This window comes from Streptomyces sp. NPDC046215 (genome assembly GCF_040646215.1).
In the GTDB taxonomy this organism is placed as follows: Bacteria; Actinomycetota; Actinomycetes; order Streptomycetales; family Streptomycetaceae; genus Streptomyces; species Streptomyces stramineus.
In genome coordinates this window covers 26860-44088 of the sequence record NZ_JBEYZW010000019.1, presented here as the reverse complement: position 1 = coordinate 44088, position 17229 = coordinate 26860, and the positions used below count along the sequence as shown (strand labels likewise).

The following is a 17229-nucleotide window of genomic DNA, read 5'->3' as shown; positions in this document are numbered from 1 at the left end:
TCCCTGCTTCCCCCGGCCGGGTCACGTCGAGTAGTCGGCGTTGATGCGGATGTACCCGTCCGTCAGGTCGCAGCCGTACACGGTGAACGCGCCGCCCGCGATGCCGAGTTCGACGCCGATGACGACCTCACTGCCGCGCATCCGCTCGGCGACGGCGGCGCGCACCTCGTCCTCGTCGCCCGTGCCGTGCGCTCCGGGCGGGTAGACGGCCACGTCGCCGAAGCGGATGACGACCTTCTCCTGGTCGATGTCGGTGTCGTCGGAGCACTTGCCGACCGCCATGGCCACGCGCCCCCAGTTGGGATCGCCGCCGTGCACCGCCGTCTTCACCAGGGGAGAGTTGACGACGGCCTTGCCGACGCGCTTGGCCTGGGCCGCATCACGCGCCCCGCTCACCCGCACTTCGATGAGCTTGCCCGCGCCTTCGCCGTCGCTCGCGATGTCCTTCACGAGCGACAGCGCCACGTCGTACAGGGCCGCCTCGAACTCCGCGGGGTGCACGGCACCGGCCAGACCGTTGGCGAACAGGGCCGCCGTGTCGCTCGTGGAGGTGTCGGTGTCGATGCTGACCGCGTTGAAGGTGCGGTCCATGACCCGGCGGAAGATGTGGTCCAGTTCCCCGGGGTCCAGCTGGGCGTCGGTCGCGAAGAAGGTCAGCAGCGTCGCCATGTCGGGCTCCAGCATGCCGACTCCCTTGGCGATGCCGGTGATCACCGCCCGGCCGGCCCGGGCGGACGCCGCTTTGGGCCGGGTGTCGGTGGTCATGATGGCGCGTGCCGCCCGGTCGAAGCCGCCTTCGGGAAGCGGTGTGGACAGGGACGCGATGTGCTCCCGCAGCGCCGCCATCGGGTATTGCCGGCCGATCACTCCGGTGGAGGCGATGAGCAGTTCGTCCTCGGGCAGGCCCAGCGCCCGGGCGACCCCGGCGCGTACCTCGCGCGCATTGCCCTCGCCTTCCGCGCCGGTGGCGACGTTCGCGTTGCGGGCGAGGACGACGACACCCCGGGCCGTGCGGTCGGCCGCCGCCGCGCGGCTCAGCGTCACGCTGGGGCCCGCGAAGCGGGAGCGGGTGAAGACCGCGCTCACCACGGCCGGCACGGTGGAGAGCAGGACGGTGAAGTCGTCCCGCCCGTCGGGCACCAGCCCGGCCGGCGCGGTGTGCACCGCGAACCCCTGCGGCTCGTGAACTGCGCCATCTGCCATATCTATCCGCCTTTCCGCATAAACATGCCGGCTTTCAGCTTGGCAGACCGGCCGCCGGACGCGCCAGTGGGCCGCCTCCCGGCGGCCCGTGCGCCCCGCGCCTCCCGGCGGCTCAGCGGCGCGGCACGAAGTCCACGACGTCGCCGGCCCGCTCCCCTCCGGACAGCTGCCCCTCGCGGTCGGTGCGGATATAGACCCGGTGCAGCCACCGGTCCCTGCCGTCCCAGCGCGGGGTGAAGGGGGTGCGGGCGTGGGTGGTGCGGAAGTTGTCCACGACCAGGAGGTCACCGGGGACCAGGCGGACCGCCTCGCGCACCTCGTCCAGCGCCTTCGAGAGCACGGCGAGGGCTGCGGCGTCGGCAGGGTCCCGCGGAGCGAGCAGCTCACGGTCGTACCCGAGGAACGGGTCCTCCGGGTCGCCGTAGAGGGGCTTGACGCCGGCGACGGCCCCGGGAACCTCGACGCCGCCGCGGAAGGCGACGTCCACGCGGCAGGGCACGGGCCGGTCGAAGAGGTGCGCGCGGACGTCGCCGGGTACGAGGGGCAGCGCCTTGCGGACCGACGCCACCAGGGTGGCCGCCCTGCGCTCGTGGTCCGCCCGGGAGCAGGCGAGCAGCACGTAGTTCGGCTGGCGCACGTGGTACGCCATCTCCGTGTGGAACTCCAGCAGGGTCTCCGAGGTCTCGGAGGAGAGGTGGTGGGCGCCGGGCGAGGGGTAGACGTCCTGGAACACGGAGGCGGAGCGCAGTTCGCGGTAGCCGGTGTGCAGGCCCAGGCGGCGGCCCACGATCGCGAGCGCGGCCTCCAGCCTCAGCAGCGGGCGGTCCGCCGGGGCGGGGGTGCGCTCGGGGGTGGGCGGCAGGTCGCCGTCCTCCTCCACCGGCAGACCGCGCAGCAGCAGGTACCCGTCGGGGCTGCCACCGGCGCGGAACGCGTCCAGCGCCCCCGCCAGGGGCTCCGGGAGTTCCGCGGCGGCCGCGTGCGCCGCGTCGAAGAAGCCGTACAGGTCCTCGCGGGGGGTCCGGGGCAGTCGCGCGGCCAGCGCGAGCAGGTCCGCGGCGTGTGCGGAGCAGTGCAGAACGGTCACGGGTACTTCCTTTCCCGGGTGTGTGCGCGGGCGTACTGGTGGAGGAGTTCGGCGCCGATCTCGGCGGCCAGCACGGCGGTGATGCCGCCGTGGTCGTAGAGCGGTGAGACCTCCATGACGTCGAAGCCCACCGGGCGCAGATCGCCGGTGCCGCGCAGCAGGGCGAGCACCTCGCGCGAGGTGGGTCCGCCCGGGGCGGGGGTGCCGGTGCCCGGGGCGAACGCCGGGTCCACGACGTCGATGTCCACCGACACGTAGACCGGCCCGTCGCCGAGGTGTTCGCGCGCCAGCTGTCCGGCGGCCCCGGGGCCGAGCGCGCAGAACTCGTCGGAGGTGACGATCCGCACCCCGTGCCCGCGGGCGTAGTCCAGCGAGTCGGGCCGCGGGTTGTGGCCCCGGATCCCGATCTGCACCATGCGCCGCGGATCGACGAGCTTCTCGTCGATGGCGTGCCGGAAGGGGGTGCCGTGGTGGTATTCGCCGCCGTAGAAGGCGGGGTTGGTGTCGGAGTGCGCGTCCAGGTGCAGGACGGCGACCGGCCCGTGCTTGCCCGCGACGGCGCGCAGCGCGGCCAGGGTCAGCGAGTGGTCGCCGCCGATCATGAGGAAGGCGGCGTTTTCGGCGAGCAGGCCGCCGAGCCGCTCCTGGGCGGTGGTCATCGCGATGTGCATGTTGAACGGGGTCAGGTCGATGTCCCCGGCGTCGGCGCAGTCGATCAGGTCGAAGGTGCCGGGCCCGCGGTCGATGCCCACCCCGTGGATGAGCCCGGACTCGTTCCGCACGGCGCGCGGGCCGAAGCGCGCCCCGGGCCGGTAGCTGGTGCCGCCGTCGTAGGGAGCGCCGATGACCACGACGTCCTTGCCCCGGGGCGACGGGTCGTGGGGCAGGCGCATGAACGTGGAGATCTGTGCGTAGCGGGGCGAAACGGCGGTGTCGACGCGTTCCACGGTGAGGTCCCTCCTTGCGGTGCGGTCCGGTCTACGGCAGTCGCGTCGGCGCGGGGCGGGTGCCGGAGGCCAGCCGGGCGGTGACCAGCTCCACCACGGCGCCGGTCACCACCTCGTCCGGGTGCCGGCCGCCGGCGACGACGAGGTCGAACAGTTCCCGGACGACCAGCGCCTTGGCGTGCCGCACCCGGTCACCCGGGACGCCGGCGTCCGTCAGCAGCCGGGTGAAGGACGAGGCGGTGCCCGACCCCTCGTGCACGCCGAGCTTGGGGCGGACGACGACCTCGTGCGGCAGGACGCCGGCCAGGGCGGCGCGCAGCACCCACTTGTCCCTCCCGTGCCGGCGCTTCAGCCCGGCCTCCAGCGACACCAGCAGGTCGAGGACGTCGCGGTCCCAGTAGGGGTGGGTGGACCAGTGGCCGCCGACCGCGGAGAGGACCGGCGTCATCTCGTTCAGCCCGTCGAAGGTGTCCATGTCGCGGCAGACGGCCGTGTCCAGCTCCGGCAGCCGGTCCTCGCGGTGCATGCCGCCGAGGGGGATGTCGGCCCCGTAGCCGGTGAGGACGCGCCGGCCCGGGTCCCCCAGCCGCAGGTACAGCGCGGTCAGCGGCAGCAGGTACTCGACGATGTCCGCGTCGGGGCACTCGGCCGCCCAGACCGTGTGCGGGAGCCGGCGCAGCAGCTCGGCGGCCGGGATGGTGACCTCCCGGTGCGCTGAGCCGATGTGCGCGGCGACGACGCGCGCCTGCGCGAACTCGTGGGCCTCCTCGGTGCCCATCGAGACGGTGTCGATCCGCCCGGCCGCCCGTCGGGCGGCCAGCGCCGCGACGCCGGAGGAGTCGATGCCACCGGAGAGCACCACCAGGGGCGTGCCCTCGCCCGCGCGGACCCGCACCGCCCGTTCCAGGGCCCGGCGGACGGCCCCGGCCGCCTCCTCCTCCGGCATGGTCCGGCGGGCCGGCGACGGCGCCCACGTGCGGTGGGCGCCGCACGTCCCGGTGGCCACGTCGACGTCCAGCACCGTGCCGGCCGGGACCTGGTGGGTGCCGGGCAGCCCGCGCACCGGCCGGGCGGCGACGGGCCGCCCCCCGGGGGCATCCCGCAGCGCCTTCGCCTCCGTCGCCGCCAGCACCCTGCCCGGGGCGGCGGAGACGTAGAGGGGCACCGAGCCCGCGTGATCAGTGGCGAGAACGGCCCGCCCGGGGGCGGCGACCAGCGCGGCGAAGCGCCCGTTGAGCAGCCGGAAGGCGTGCACGTCGTAGAGGTCGAAGAGGGCGAGGACGACAGCGGCGTCGCTGCCCGGCAGGGCGCGGCCGGGCAGCAGCCGGAGCAGCTCGGCCCGGTTGTACAGCTCCCCGGCGAGCACCAGCGTCCTGCCCCGGGCGTGGGCATGTGCCCCGTCGGGGGCCCCGGAGTGCAGCAGAACGGTGCGCAGGCTCTGGTCGCCCGTCCGCTTCCGCAGCGTGGCCCGGCGGCCGAGGGAGGCGAAGACCGGTGCCAGGGGCCGGCCGCCGTCCTGGCGGATCTCGGCCAGGAAGCCGGTGGCGGGGGGAAGGTTCGCCACCATGATCAGACGCTCAGGGCGCCGAAGCCGCCGGCCGGGAAGTCGTAGGCCACCGGCACCTCGATCAGGAACGGCCGCCCGAGCCCCGTGCCCTTGCGCAGCGCGGCCAGTAACTCCTCCCGCGTCCCGGCCCGGACCGCCTCGACGCCGTTGGCGCGGGCGAGCGCCGTGAAGTCGACGCCGGTGAACTTCACCGCCGGGTCGTAACTGCGGCGGTGCCCGAGGTTCTGGTACAGCTCGATCAGGCCGTTGGCGTCGTTGTTGACGACGACCGTGACGATGGGCAGGTCGAGCCGGGCGATCGTCTCCAGATCGGCGCTGTTGGAGTGGAAGCCGCCGTCGCCCGCGATGAGGAAGGTCGGCTGCCCGGGCCGCGCGAGCTGGGCCCCTATGGCCGCCGGGATGCCGTAGCCGAAGCTGGAGCAGCCGGCGGAGGTGAGGAAGCCGAACGGCTGGTCGGCCCGGGCGAAGAGCACTCCGTAGTGGCGGAAGAATCCGATGTCGGAGACGATCGTGCCCTCGCCGGCCTCGGCGGTCTCCGCCATCACGGTGTTCATGGAGTCGATCACCTGGTGCACCCGCATGCCGTCGTCGTACGTCCGGGGGTCGGCCAGGAACTCGGCGATCCGTTCCCGCAGCGGCGCGATGTCGTGCGCGTTCTTCGGCGCGACGCCGGCGGTGTGCCGGTCGAGGTGCTCCACGAAGGCCAGCACGTCGGTGACGACGTCGACGTCCGGGCGGTAGACCCGGGGCACCGGGTTGGCCGTGGGCGACACGCGGATCGTCGTCTTGGCCCCGCCGCGCCGCCACATCGACGGCCGCAGGTCCTCGGCGTAGTCGTAGCCGAGGGTGAGGACCACGTCCGCCGGCCCGAACAGGCTCTCCAGGGCGGGAAAGGACAGGATGCCGTCCATGTAGCCGGTGACCGCGCCGTAGTTCAGCTCGTGCCCGTGCGGCAGCACGCCCTTGGCGTTGTACGTGGTGATGACCGGCAGGTTCAGCCGCTCGGCCAGCGCGCGGACGGCGGGCACCGCACCGGAGCGGATCGCGGCCGCGCCGACGACCAGCACGGGGTGCCGCGCCGCCCCGACCAGCTCCGCGGCCCTGTGCGCGGCCTCTTGCCAGCCGTCCTCGGCCGCGCCGAGGGGCTTGGCCGGGGTTCTGGCCGCGGGACGCGGCAGCGAGGTGTCGATCGCGCCGCCGAGGAGATCGACGGGCAGGGAGAGGAAACCGGGCCCGACCGGCTCGGTCATCGCCGCCGCCACCGCCGAGTCCACCAGGTCGGTGATGTCGTCGGGGCGCCGGAGCTCCGCCGCGTACTTGGTCAGCGGCCGCATGACCGCCACCGAGTCCAGGCACTGGTGGGTGTCGTTGGGGAAGATGTCGTGCGACTCGGACTGGGCGGCGAGCGCGATGACCGGCGACCGGTCGAGTACGGAGGTGGCGACCCCCGTGGACAGATTGGTCATCCCGGGGCCCAGCGTGGCCCAGCACGCCTGCGGCCGGCCGCTGATGCGGGCCAGCACATCGGCCGCGACCCCGGCGGTGAACTCGTGCCGGGTCAGGACGAACTCGATGCCGTCCGCCTCGTCGAAGAGGATCGACGCGGCCTCCCGGCCGACCACCCCGAACACGGTGCGCACCCCGTGGTCGTGGAGCCGTCGCAGCAGCGCGTGGGCGGCGGTCGGGCCGGTCGTCCGGCCGGTGGAGACACGGGACATGACAGCTCCTCTGCGGAAGAACGGTCCACGGCTGTGCCGGGCGTGTGCCCGCATGCAGGACAGCAGGGAACCGACGGGCTGTTCGGTGAGCACTGACCACTGTGCCGACCGCGCCTTGCGGGGGAATGGACGGTTTCCTTGCACGGTTCATGAGCGTGCACGGTTCATGAGGGCGAAAGACGGCCGGAGCCGGCGCGCTAAACTCCGACACCTGTGTCAGGGTCGCGTCACACGGCGAGGAGGGGCAGCACATGCGTATGAAGGACATGGTCCGGCGCACCGGAGTCCATGAACGGCTGCTGCGCTACTACGAGCAGCAAGGGCTGCTCACCCCCCAGCGCCTGCCCAGCGGGTACCGGGTCTACAGCGAGTCCGACGTGGAGACGGTCCGCCGCATCCGCTGCCTGCTCACCGCCGGGCTCCCGACCGCCCTGATCGCCCAGGTCCTGCCCTGCATCCGCACCGACGAGGACCGTCTCGTGGCCACGTGCCCGGACCTCGTCGCCCAGCTGGCACGGGAGCGGGAACGGATCACCGAGGCGATCCGTGAGCTCCAGAGCTCGGCCTCGCTCCTCGACACCGTCATCACCGCGGGACCGCGGCCGCTGCCTCAAGCGTCCTGAGCCCGGCTCCTGACCCGGCGGCCCGACCGCGCGCCGCCCCCGGGTCAGGGCGCGGGGGAGTGCGGGGCGGCTGCGGCCCGGTCGTTCTGCAGCTGCCACAGCTCACGGAAGAGGCCGGGCGCGCGGACCAGTTCGCCGTACGTGCCCTGCTGGATGATCCGGCCGTGGTCCAGCACCACGATGCGGTCCGCGACGGCGACATTCGCCAGCCGGTGGGTGACCAGCACGACCGCCCGGTCCTCGGCGATCTTCCGCAGACCGGTGAAGATGCGGTGCTCCGCCCGGGCGTCGAGGGCGCTCGTCGGCTCGTCCATCACCAGGAGCCCCGCGGGGCGGTAGAAGGCCCGGGCGATGGCGATGCGCTGCCACTGCCCTCCCGAGAGGTCCACCCCGCCGAACCACTCGCGGGCCAGCAGGGTGTCGAGCCCGCTGCGCAGCCCGCCGACGACCTCGTCGGCGCCCGCGTACGCGGCGGCCCGCAGCACGGCGTCGTCACCGCTGTGGGGCTGGCCGAGGGTGATGTTCTCGCGGGCCGACATGGGCCAGTGCGCGAAGTCCTGCGGGACCACCCCCGTCTGCTTCCACATCGCGTGGGGTTCGAGGTCGGCGGTGTCCAGGCCGTCCCAGGTCACCGCCCCGTCCGTGGGGAGGTAGAGCCCCGCCAGCAGCTTGCTGAGCGTGGTCTTGCCCGAGCCGTTCTCCCCGACGAGGGCCAGGACCTCGCCGCGCCGCACCTCCAGGCTGACCTTCTCCAGGGCCGGCCGGTCCGTGCCGGGATAGCAGTAGGTGAGCGCTTCGGCCCGCACGCTCAGCGGGGCCCCGGGGACCTTGGAGCCGCGCGCGATCCGGTGGCCGCCGGCCTCCTCGATGAACTCCGCCCAGTCGTCCAGGTACAGCCCGGTCCGGAACAGGCGCGTGCCGTAGGCGACCATGCCCCGCAGGGACGCCCCGACCGTGCGCAGGGCGAAGACGGCCGTCCCCGCCGACGCGACGGACATCCGCCCCGAGCCCAGCAGCAGCGCCAGCGCCACCCACACCAGCCCGGAGGCGAGCCCGCCCGCCGTCGCGCCCAGGAGGGCGTAGCGCGCGCCCTGGTGCACGGCCCGGTCGGTCGCGCTGTCGATGCGGTCGCCGATCGCGCGGTACCGGCCGAGGAGGAACGCGGCCATGGTGCCCGAGCGCAGCTGGTCCGCGAAGCTCTTGTCGGTCGCGTACCACCGCAGGTGGCTCAGGACGCGGCGGTCGGCGCTCAGGGCGCGCGAGGTCAGGTAGTGGACGCGGGCGCCCTTCACGCTCGTCACGCCCTGGGGGAGGGTGGCCAGCACGAGCAGCGGCAGCAGGAGGGGGTGCAGGAGCGTCACCACTCCGGCGGCGGCGACCAGCGACGCCAGGCAGGCCATCAGGTCCTGGGACTCCGTCAGCAGGTCCTGGGCCACGTTGGCGCCGCGGTCCGCCGCCTCGCGCTTGTCGTTGAACCCGGGGTGGTCGTAGGCCGCGAGCTCGGTGTGGATCGCCGCGTCGAGCATCCGCATCTCGGCCTCGCGCGAGATCCGCGGCGAGAGGCGGCCGGAGATGCTGGTGACGGCGATGCCGAGCAGCGCGCGCACCCCCGCCGCCCCGGCGAGCGCCGCCAGGGAGGGCAGCGCGCCCAGCAGCCGGTCCTCGACGGGCCCCGAGGGGGTGATCAGCGCGGTGATCGTACGGGTGGTGGCCAGCAGTCCGAACGCTTCGAACGCGCCGGAGAGCACCTGACAGGTGAGCAGCATCACCACGGCCCGCCGGTCCACCCGCCAGGCCAGCGCCAGGGCCTTCCGTACCAGCTGGGGCAGGCGCCTGCCCATCGACCGGGTGGTGAGGGGGCTCTTGTCGAAGGCGGCCAGGGTGGGGGAGCGGAAGTGTAATTGCTCGTCAGGTTTGCCGCCGGTGCCCCCGGCGGCCCGGTCGGCGGTGCTGTCGGCGGCCTCGGCGGTCAACTCGATTCTCCCGTGGGGTACTTGGGGTGCGGCGGTGGCGAGCGGTTGCACGATGCCGCAGCGTCTCCCCGTGCCGCTGACGAACAATGGCAAACCACTCGGACGTGGGAAACCGGAAAGAACAGTGACATCAATGGACATCAGGTGCTGTCAGTGCGTATCAATGGCCTCAACAGACACTCGGCAATACACAGAAACCTTGCGGATCACCAGAATTGGCGGCAGAAGGGTCGCGGTGGAAACCCCGAGGAAGTTCTCGGTCATGGCCGTCACCCGTTCGACCCGGCGTCGTTGTTGAGATGTCGGCCGCGAGGGCGGCGGGGCTGAACGGTCCGTAGCTCCGGCCGGGCGGGTCGTTCGGCCACCTCCCGAGCGGCTGATCACCGGGCGTGAACCGCAGGTGTTCCCCTCGCCGAGCCGGGGTGGAGCGGATCGCTCGCCCGATGGAATCCGAAGAGCACCGGCTCGCGCTGCAGTCGTCGTAAGTGAGAGTGAACATGCTGCAGATTCCTTTGGCACGGCTCGACATCGAGCCCGGGCACCTCGTGGAGTGGAACCTGCGGTCCAGCAGGAGAAGGCTCCCCGCCCCCCGCGAGGAGCCCGGCAGAAGCGCGTCGTTCAACCAGGACAAGCACTTCGCCGTGGCCCAGGAGGCAAGGGAGGTGAACGACCCCCTCTCCAGCTGGATCGCCATCACCTGTGAGCTCCCCGGCAAGCTCGACCGGCCCGCCCTGGAAGCGGCCCTGCTGCTGTTCGTGCGGCGGCACGAGGTGCTGCGCTGCGAGTTCCGCCGACTGGCCGGCGACCTGGGGTGCGAGGTCCTCGGGCCCGACGACATCGCGCTGGAGTGCGCCGACGTGGGCATCTCCGGCTCCACCGCCGAGCTCCGCTCCTACCTGGCCGACCGTTTCGAGAAGGGCATCGACACCCTCTCCTGGCCCCTGCTCGTGATGGGCGCCGTGGTGCGGGAGCACTCCTCGACGGTCTACCTCTGCTTCGACCACATCGTCTCCGACGGCATGTCGATGCCGAACGCCGTGAACGACATCGAGACCGCCTACGCGGCGCTCAGCCGGAACGGCGAGGCGGGGCTCCCCGCGGCGGGCAGCTACCTCGACTTCGGCCACGAGCAGCGCCGCCGCTACCTGACGCTCGGCGCCGACGACGACCGGCTCGCGTACTGGAAGGCGTTCATCGCGCGCAACGGCGGGTTCTTCCCGAAGTTCCCGCTGGAGCTGGGCGTCGAGCCGGGCCGCACCTACCCGACCGTGAACGAGTCCGAGAAGCTGCTGGACGACCACGAGGTGGGGGTGCTGGAGACCCGCTGCCGCGACGCCGGCGGCAGGCTGTTCATGGGCCTTCTGGCAGCCCTGGCCGTCTCCTTGCGGCGGTCGGGCGGGCCCGGCGACTACCGGTGCCTCATGCCGGTCAGCGAGCGGGGCCGCGGCTCCTGGACGCACTCCATGGGCTGGTTCGTCAATACGATGCCCCTGGAGTTCTCCGTCGCGGAGGACAAGGACTTCCCGGAGGTCCTGGCGGGGGTGCGGGCCGGCTTCACGGAGATGATGCGCAACATCGACATCCCCTTCGTCAAGGCGTGGGAGCTCCTGGCCCCGCACCACTTCAAGCTGCGGTCCTGGCCGTTTCCCGTCAACTTCTTCTCCTACATGGACTTCCGCAAGTGTCCCGGCGGGGAGCACCACCCGCAGTGGCGGCCCACGATGCACGTGTGGGCGTCACGCTCCAACGGCATCAACTTCTGGTTCCACCGCAATGCCACGGGCCTGTACGTGAACTCCATTTACGTCGACACCGAGGAGGCCCGCCGTACCACCACCGCCTTCCGGCGGACCCTCACGGGCACGGTGACGGCCATGGCGCGCTCCGGGACGCTCTGACCTGCTGCCCCGGCTCACCCGCCCCGGCCTCAGTGCCGGTGCGGGTGGCCGCCGCCCTGCTCCGGCCAGTCGCGGGGCTCGACGTCCTCGTCGGCCATCCGCCGCACGTCATCGAGCCGCTCCTCGTCCGTCCGCCGGTGTTCCCGGGCCCGGCCGGCCGCCTCGTCGACCGTCCGGTCGTGATGGCTCTTGATCACACTCTTGATCCTGTCCCGGATCGACATGGCTCGCCCTTCCTGGTGAAGCGCCGGACGCTTTCAGAATCGCCGTGCCCCGGGCTTCGCGCATCCGCAACCGCCGCACCGGTGACCAGGCGATTCCCCTCGGTCACCGGGTCGCGCGACGGCACGCCGACCGCCCGGCCGACCGGGCGCGCCCTCGGGGCGGGCCGGGCCGGCCGGGCGGGTGCCGGATCCCCTGCCGCGTCGGAATGACGGTGCGCTGTGCTGGTGTCACACGCTTTCGGGCGGCCCTGTCCGCTGCGGCTCCACCGTGTGGAAACACTGACCGCAGACATAGCCTCCGGCCGGCCCCTCCTGGACGGACCAGCCGCAGTGCGCGCAGTGCATCAGCCCGGCATCCGTGGGCGGAAAATCATCGGCGTCAGTCATCCAGTACCTCCACAATTGGCGCAAGCCCAGTCACCGTTCGGCCCTTGGCGCATCTGCGCACCGCAGTTGGAGCAGTTCATCACACACCGCCTCTGACGGAAATTCTGCACCCGGGAACGCGGTGAAAACAGTCAGGAAATGCCCGCTCAGCGGGGCATCATCCTTCCGGGTTCCCTCGGCGCACGGAGTTCGGAACGTTGTGAGCAACCGGCCGCACTCCCATGGGATACCCCGCCCGGGGCCGTTCCTAGCCCCGCAGGCGCACGCGGACCGGGGCTCCCGGACCGGCCGGCCGTCAAGATTGGACGCCAGGGGCTCCAGGGGCTTCAGCGCGGCATTGGTACGGGCCTATCATCGAGCGGACGTGGCCGGGCGGGAGCGCCGGTCCCACGGCGGCGCGCCGGGCCCGTCCGCCGGACCGCGCCCCCTTCCGGTGGCGACACGCCGGGCGAGCCCGGCTCCTCGTGCCCTGCCGTGGCCCGCGTCGACCTGTACCGATGGCGGTTTTCCGCACGGAGAACGGGATCTTCGTACCGCAAATTGTCCGGAAAGCGCAGTATGCATAGGAGACCCGGAAAGCAGGAGAGATCCCCCATGTCGTATTCCGACCGTTCCATGCGTTCTTACACCGCGCCCTTGCTCGCCCCGGCGTCCGCCGCCTCCTCGTCACAGCACGGCTATGACGTCGGCCTCCTGTTGCTGCGCTGCATGGTCGGTCTCACGATGGCCGCGCACGGCGCCCAGAAACTGTTCGGGTGGTTCGGCGGCCAGGGCCTTGACGCCACGGGTCACGGCTTCGCGGAGAGCGGTTACTCGGCCCCCAAGGCCATGGCCGTGGTCGCGGGCCTCACCGAGGTCGTGGGCGGCGCGGGCCTCTTCCTCGGCCTGCTCACCCCGCTCTCGGCGGCGGCCGTCGTGGGCATCATGATCAACGCGATGGCCGTCAAGGCGGGCGGCGGGTTCTTCGCCCCGGCCGGCATCGAATACGACCTGGTCCTGCTCGCCGCCGCCGTGTGCCTCGCCTTCGCCGGTCCGGGCCGCTACGCCGTGGACCACCTGCTGCCCGTCCTGCGGGCGCACCGCCTCTTCCACGGCGTCGCCGCCGTGGCCTTCGGTGCCGTGGCGGCGGGTCTCGTGCTGCTGATCGCCCGTAACTAGCCGCGTGCCGCGGCCGGTTGGCCGGGGATCTCTCACGCTGCTCGAAGACGCCCGGGTCGGTGGCGCGGTGGGTGCCGCCCTCGATGCGCACCCCGTACTCCAGGGCCCGCCCGGCCAGTGCCGGGGCGACGGGCCCGCCCGGGCCGACCCACAGGGGCAGCCCTCCCGGCGGCAGCCGCCAGGCCCACCGGGGGTGCCCGGCCACGGCCGCCGCCACGGTGGTGGGTCTTGCTCATCGAGCCGACGGTGATCACCTGGCCGACACCGCCGGGCGGGGTGCGAGATGCCAAGGGCGGCGGCGCGGGGACGTCGAGGGCCGGGCCGGCCGGGGGTCTCGTCGACGACACCCTGATCGAGGTGACCGTGCCGGCCCCGGGACGGCTGCCCGGCGGGCCGGCCGGCGCCGGCACGGTGCCGTACGCGCTCACCGTCGGGCCGGTCGCCCGGTTCCTGATGCCCGCTGGCTCACCTACGAAGGGACGAGGCCCGGCAAATGGCCGCACACCACCGGCGGCTGACGGGCCGACGGGTGTTCAGGCCACCCGCGCACCCGAGGGCGGGGCCTCCCGGGACGGCAGCGGCAGGTGACGGCACGAGCCGAACTCCACCGCCGCCACGCGCTCCCGCGACACCCGGTCCAGCAGCACCACCGACGCGGCCTCCGCCACCAGGGCCGGGACCGGAACCGTGCCGGAGCCCGTTCGCGCGCCCGCGGCGAGCGCGTGCAGCAGCCGGTCCAGGCCGCGCCGGTGCCGGGCGAAGACGCGCCGGGGGGCCCAGCGGCCCCGGGCGTCCTGGCCGGCGAGGGCCTCGGCCGCCCCGACGTCCAGCAGCACCAGGTGCAGCTCCCGCCCCTGCCGGCCCGCCTCCCGGGCGAGCCAGCGGCGCAGCCACGCCCGGCTGCCGCAGTCATGGACCAGGAACGGGCCACCGCGGCGCACCTCCGCCCGCAGCCGGCGGAAGTGCTCGAACCGGGCCCAGGGCCGGTACACCGCGTACGGCAGGGCGGCCGGCATCACCGCTTCGCACGCGACGTGCACGTCCCGCGGGTCGACGGCGGGCGCCGCCTGCGACCAGCGACGCAACAAGGTGCTCTTGCCGCTGCCGGGCAGACCGGAGACGACCACCACGGCCCCCGCCGGATAGCCCAGTGCTAGGGGAGCGCCGTGCTCCGCGCGCAGGTCCACCAGCCCCCGCGGGCGGAGGACCGACCGCGTCCCCCCGTACGGAACGGCCCGCGCGTCCGTCCCGTCGCACCTGCTGCCTATCTCGCCCACCGTCGTCCCCTGTCCGCGTCGTCCGCCCACAGCCTCGCACGAGCCGTCCGGCGGCCCCGGCGGTCCCCGCTCGGGCAGGAGTGGGGACAGGGTGGGAGACGTCACCGCAACCCGGCCGGTTCTCGGGCACACCGGACGGGCGGGCCTACCGGGCCGGTCGCGTCAGGGTGAGGCGGAGGAACCGGGGCCGGTAGATGTCCGCGCGGCGGACGACGTCGTCCGGCACGAGGCTGTTGACGTTGTAGGAGAGGACGAGCTCTCCGGCGCGGGCGAGCTCCGGGTGCTCGTGGGGGTTGTAGGCGAACACGTTCGCGTTGCGGTAGGTGCCCCGGGGCCCGGCCTCCGGCGCCGTGAAGACCGTCCGCGGCCGGGTGTACGGGCCACCGGGCGCGCGGGACCACGCGATCTGCGTCTCCGCGCTGAACGGTTCGTCCACCCGCTGGGTGACCAGGGCGTACCAGGAGCCGTGGCGGACGACGCTGAGTTCGTCGGAGGTGAGCAGCGCCGCGCCGCCCGGCCCGGTCAGGCGGGCGGCGCGCCTCTCGTCGGGGGACCAGGTCCCCTCCGCGGTCCGAAACCGCCAGGGCCGGCGCAGGTCCCCTCCGGCGACGCGGGCCAGGTGGAGGTGGTTGCCGGGGCCCGCGGCCTTCTCGGTGCCGTAGACGTAGGTGTAGTGGCTCTGCCGGTCCAGCCAGGCGCCCCAGGAGATCCGGGCGGAGGACGGCAGCGGGGTCAGCGACCGCGGCCGGGAGAGCCGGCCGGGGGCGAACCTGGCCAGGACGTTCCCGCGCCAGGCGATGTCCAGCGGGCCGGTGCCCGTGCGGGCGTAGCGGGCGTAGACGACCGCCACCCCGGGCCCGTCGGGGAGGCCGGCCCGCGCCCAGTACCAGTGGTCGTCGCGGGTGTCGGACACCAGCGACGCGGGGCGGCCGGCGCCGTCGCGCCCGGTGACCGTGTGCGGGCCGCCGCGGTCGCGGAGCACGAAGCTGTTGCGGACGAACGGTGTGGTCCCGCCGTCGCCGCTGACGGGGGAGCGGGAGCCGTCGGGACGCACCGTGCCGAGGAAGGTGTCGGAGAAGATCCACAGCTGTCCGCGGGGCGTCGGCACGGAGTAGGTGCTGTCGCCGCCCGTCCAGTGGCTGGGCAGGGCGGGGTCGTCGGCGTACCGGGTGAACGCCTCGTTCAGCGCCGTCGCGGGACGCACCGACACGACGCGGGGCGGGCCGGTGGCGGGCTGCGGCGCGGGCGGCAGGAAGGCGCAGGTCGTGGCGAGGGCGACGGCGACCAGCGCGCGGGCCGGCCGGGACCGGGCCGCCCGGGAGTGCCGGGCCGGCCGGCGCCACGGAGGAAGGGGTGTTCTCATGACGGACGGACCAACGAGTCGGCCGGCGGAACGGTTTCCCCCGACGGCCCCGGCAGCTGCCGGGGCAAAAGGGCGGGCATCGCGCTGACGTGGCACCTCCGGCCTCGTGGACGTGCGTCGCGGGATCGCTCTCCGTCCGGCCCGGGCGGCAAACCGGAATCGGTGTCACGGGCGGGACGGCCCGCCCTCCGCGACGGGAACGCGCCTGACGCGCCCGGCCGGATCCCTGCGGTCCCGGGCCCCGACCCGGCCGGGACCTGACCGCTTCGTGCCGGAACGTCCGCGCGGGCGCGCCGGGTGGGGCCCGGGGGATCCGGGCGGCGGGCCCCGGGCGCGGTGGCGAGGGATCGTCCGGCCATGACCGACCGTCCGTATCCGGCCATAGCCACCCGTAGATGTGCCGGATGAAAATGCCAAAACTCATACCCCGGCTTCCCGGCATCGATTACCTTCCGTCGCAGGAGACACGCCACTGGTAATCGCCACTCGAACGGATTCGCGACGGCTCGGCTGTCGTCGCGTGGCTGGAGAGGATCGTGTGACCGGTATAGACGGGTGCCTGGCCGAGGCCATGGCCATCCCGGGGGCACGGGGCGTCAGCCTCGTCGACTGGACCAGTGGACTGACCCTGGGCACCGCCGGCAGCGGGCCGGAGCACGACCACGAGGGCGCCGCCGCCGCAGCCGCCGAACTGGCCCGGCTCGCCTTCGAGAACGGCGCGTTCACCCACGCCGCCCCCGAAGCCGGCCCGGTCGAGGAGCTGATCGTCACCGCGCGGGGCAGCTACCACCTGATCCGCTTCGTGGCGACGTCCTTCGACAGCAGCGTCTTCCTCTACCTCTGGCTCGACCGCGCCGAGGCCAATCTCGCGGTGGCCCTCTTCCGCCTCAAGGACCTGGCCTCCCGGCTGGTGCCGGCGTGACCGCCCCGCCGGGCCCCCCGGACGCGGCGCCGGACCCGGCAGCCGCGGACACCACCCTGGACCGGCTCGCCGCCGCGAGAGCCACCGGCGCGCTCCACGGCCGGGCCGGCGCGCTCTACCTCGCCGACGGCGCCGTCGTGCACGCCGAGAGCCCGGCCGTCCCCGACGTCGGATGGCGGCTGACGGCGAGCGGAAGGCTGCCGGCCGCGGCGTGGGACGAGGCGGTGGAACAGGGCGGCCCCGACTACCGGGCCGGTGCCCTCCTCGTCGAGCGCGGCCGGCTGAGCCGCGGCGAGCTGGAACTGTGCCACCTCAGCGCCCTGTTCGACGCCGCCTACTTCATCCTCTCCCCGCTCGACCGCGACCAGCCCGCCCCGGACCGGTTCCTCGCCCACGCCCGGCACTGGTTCGGCCCGGTCCGCCCGGTCCCCGTGCCGCTCCTCCAGCGGGAGATGCGCCGGCGCAGGCAGCTGCTGGAGCGGGCCTGGCCGCGCCCGGAGGTCGACGCCGCCCCGGTCGTCCCCGTCCCCGGCACCGCCGCGTGCGGGCCCGGGCAGGCCGGGCCGACGTGCGGCCGCCGCGCCGTCCTGGACGCCGCCGACGGGATACGGACCCCGGTGCAGATCGCCCGGGCGCTCGGCCGCCCCGCCTTCACCACCCTCTTCGACGTCCGGCGGCTCGCGGCGGCGGGCCTGGTCCGGACCCCCGAAACCGGCGCGGCCCGCGGGGCCGGCACCCCGGCACGGGCGCGCGGGACGCCGCCGGGCGCCGGCGCCGTCCCGGAGATCTCCCTGCTGTACCGGATCCGCGACGCCCTGGAGGCCCTGTGACCCGTCCTGTGACCGTGCCGCACCGCACGAGCCGGGCCCGACCGATCCCATG

Annotated in this window: 14 protein-coding genes; 5 read left to right on the top strand and 9 right to left on the bottom strand. The window is 73.8% G+C overall.

Translation table 11 applies throughout. The features are described from left to right. Positions 1–21: 21 nt before the first annotated feature. The 5 genes from argJ to ABZ951_RS11385 form a co-directional block, all read right to left on the bottom strand. Positions 22–1203: a bifunctional glutamate N-acetyltransferase/amino-acid acetyltransferase ArgJ gene (gene argJ / locus ABZ951_RS11405; protein WP_344093784.1), complete on the bottom strand. Its 1182-nt coding sequence runs from the start codon at positions 1201–1203 to the stop codon at positions 22–24. Between the two features lie 112 nt (positions 1204–1315). Next, positions 1316–2290 carry a clavaminate synthase Cs1 gene (gene cs1, locus ABZ951_RS11400; RefSeq protein WP_344093782.1) on the bottom strand — a complete coding sequence of 325 codons (975 nt, stop codon included), beginning with the start codon at positions 2288–2290 and terminating at the stop codon, positions 1316–1318. Further along, positions 2287–3237 carry an agmatinase gene (gene speB, locus ABZ951_RS11395; RefSeq protein ID WP_344093779.1) on the bottom strand — a complete coding sequence of 317 codons (951 nt, stop codon included), beginning with the start codon at positions 3235–3237 and terminating at the stop codon, positions 2287–2289. The genes cs1 and speB overlap by 4 nt, the downstream gene beginning before the upstream one ends. A 31-nt stretch (positions 3238–3268) precedes the next feature. Further along, positions 3269–4804 carry an asparagine synthase-related protein gene (locus ABZ951_RS11390; protein WP_344093777.1) on the bottom strand — a complete coding sequence of 512 codons (1536 nt, stop codon included), beginning with the start codon at positions 4802–4804 and terminating at the stop codon, positions 3269–3271. A 2-nt stretch (positions 4805–4806) separates the two neighbouring features. Next, on the bottom strand, positions 4807–6522 hold the full coding sequence (locus ABZ951_RS11385) for a thiamine pyrophosphate-binding protein (protein WP_344093775.1): 1716 nt from the start codon (positions 6520–6522) through the stop codon (positions 4807–4809). Positions 6523–6773: 251 nt separating this feature from the next. Between ABZ951_RS11385 and ABZ951_RS11380 the strand changes: the two genes are divergently transcribed. Beyond that, on the top strand, positions 6774–7145 hold the full coding sequence (locus ABZ951_RS11380; protein WP_344093773.1) for a MerR family transcriptional regulator: 372 nt from the start codon (positions 6774–6776) through the stop codon (positions 7143–7145). A gap of 44 nt (positions 7146–7189) precedes the next feature. Here the strand turns inward: ABZ951_RS11380 and ABZ951_RS11375 are convergent, their stop codons facing one another. Beyond that, positions 7190–9025 carry an ABC transporter ATP-binding protein gene (locus tag ABZ951_RS11375; RefSeq protein WP_344093813.1) on the bottom strand — a complete coding sequence of 612 codons (1836 nt, stop codon included), beginning with the start codon at positions 9023–9025 and terminating at the stop codon, positions 7190–7192. 590 nt (positions 9026–9615) lie between these two features. Here ABZ951_RS11375 and ABZ951_RS11370 point away from each other — a divergent pair. Then, positions 9616–11016: a condensation domain-containing protein gene (locus ABZ951_RS11370; protein WP_344093771.1), complete on the top strand. Its 1401-nt coding sequence runs from the start codon at positions 9616–9618 to the stop codon at positions 11014–11016. A gap of 29 nt (positions 11017–11045) precedes the next feature. On the opposite strand, the gene ABZ951_RS11365 is transcribed toward ABZ951_RS11370, so the two are convergent. Further along, positions 11046–11240 carry a hypothetical protein gene (locus ABZ951_RS11365; protein WP_344093769.1) on the bottom strand — a complete coding sequence of 65 codons (195 nt, stop codon included), beginning with the start codon at positions 11238–11240 and terminating at the stop codon, positions 11046–11048. A gap of 1002 nt (positions 11241–12242) precedes the next feature. Between ABZ951_RS11365 and ABZ951_RS11360 the strand changes: the two genes are divergently transcribed. Further along, positions 12243–12785, top strand: coding sequence for a DoxX family protein (locus ABZ951_RS11360; RefSeq protein ID WP_344093811.1), 543 nt, complete (start codon positions 12243–12245; stop codon positions 12783–12785). A gap of 533 nt (positions 12786–13318) precedes the next feature. On the opposite strand, the gene ABZ951_RS11355 is transcribed toward ABZ951_RS11360, so the two are convergent. Both ABZ951_RS11355 and ABZ951_RS11350 read right to left on the bottom strand, forming a co-directional pair. Beyond that, a complete protein-coding gene (locus tag ABZ951_RS11355; RefSeq protein ID WP_361279694.1) occupies positions 13319–14062 on the bottom strand; it encodes an AAA family ATPase in 744 nt (247 codons plus the stop codon). 145 nt (positions 14063–14207) lie between these two features. Next, positions 14208–15425: a hypothetical protein gene (locus ABZ951_RS11350; RefSeq protein ID WP_344093765.1), complete on the bottom strand. Its 1218-nt coding sequence runs from the start codon at positions 15423–15425 to the stop codon at positions 14208–14210. Positions 15426–15963: 538 nt separating this feature from the next. On the opposite strand from ABZ951_RS11350, the gene ABZ951_RS11345 reads away from it, so the two are divergent. After that, the gene (locus ABZ951_RS11345) at positions 15964–16347 is read left to right on the top strand and encodes a hypothetical protein (protein WP_344093763.1); all 384 of its coding nucleotides are present in this window, start codon (positions 15964–15966) and stop codon (positions 16345–16347) included. Next, positions 16344–17177, top strand: a complete 834-nt coding sequence (locus tag ABZ951_RS11340) for a transcriptional regulator (protein WP_344093761.1) — start codon at positions 16344–16346, stop codon at positions 17175–17177. The genes ABZ951_RS11345 and ABZ951_RS11340 overlap by 4 nt, the downstream gene beginning before the upstream one ends. The last annotated feature ends 52 nt before the right edge of the window (positions 17178–17229 follow it).

Excerpts from the sequence above, each read along its gene's own strand:
- argJ (WP_344093784.1), bottom strand. The coding sequence starts at position 1,203 with ATGGCAGATGGCGCAGTTCACGAGCCGCAGGGGTTCGCGGTGCACACC.
- ABZ951_RS11390 (WP_344093777.1), bottom strand. The coding sequence starts at position 4,804 with ATGGTGGCGAACCTTCCCCCCGCCACCGGCTTCCTGGCCGAGATCCGC.
- ABZ951_RS11385 (WP_344093775.1), bottom strand. The coding sequence starts at position 6,522 with ATGTCCCGTGTCTCCACCGGCCGGACGACCGGCCCGACCGCCGCCCAC.
- ABZ951_RS11380 (WP_344093773.1), top strand. The coding sequence starts at position 6,774 with ATGCGTATGAAGGACATGGTCCGGCGCACCGGAGTCCATGAACGGCTG.
- ABZ951_RS11370 (WP_344093771.1), top strand. The coding sequence starts at position 9,616 with ATGCTGCAGATTCCTTTGGCACGGCTCGACATCGAGCCCGGGCACCTC.
- ABZ951_RS11365 (WP_344093769.1), bottom strand. The coding sequence starts at position 11,240 with ATGTCGATCCGGGACAGGATCAAGAGTGTGATCAAGAGCCATCACGAC.
- ABZ951_RS11360 (WP_344093811.1), top strand. The coding sequence starts at position 12,243 with ATGCGTTCTTACACCGCGCCCTTGCTCGCCCCGGCGTCCGCCGCCTCC.
- ABZ951_RS11350 (WP_344093765.1), bottom strand. The coding sequence starts at position 15,425 with ATGAGAACACCCCTTCCTCCGTGGCGCCGGCCGGCCCGGCACTCCCGG.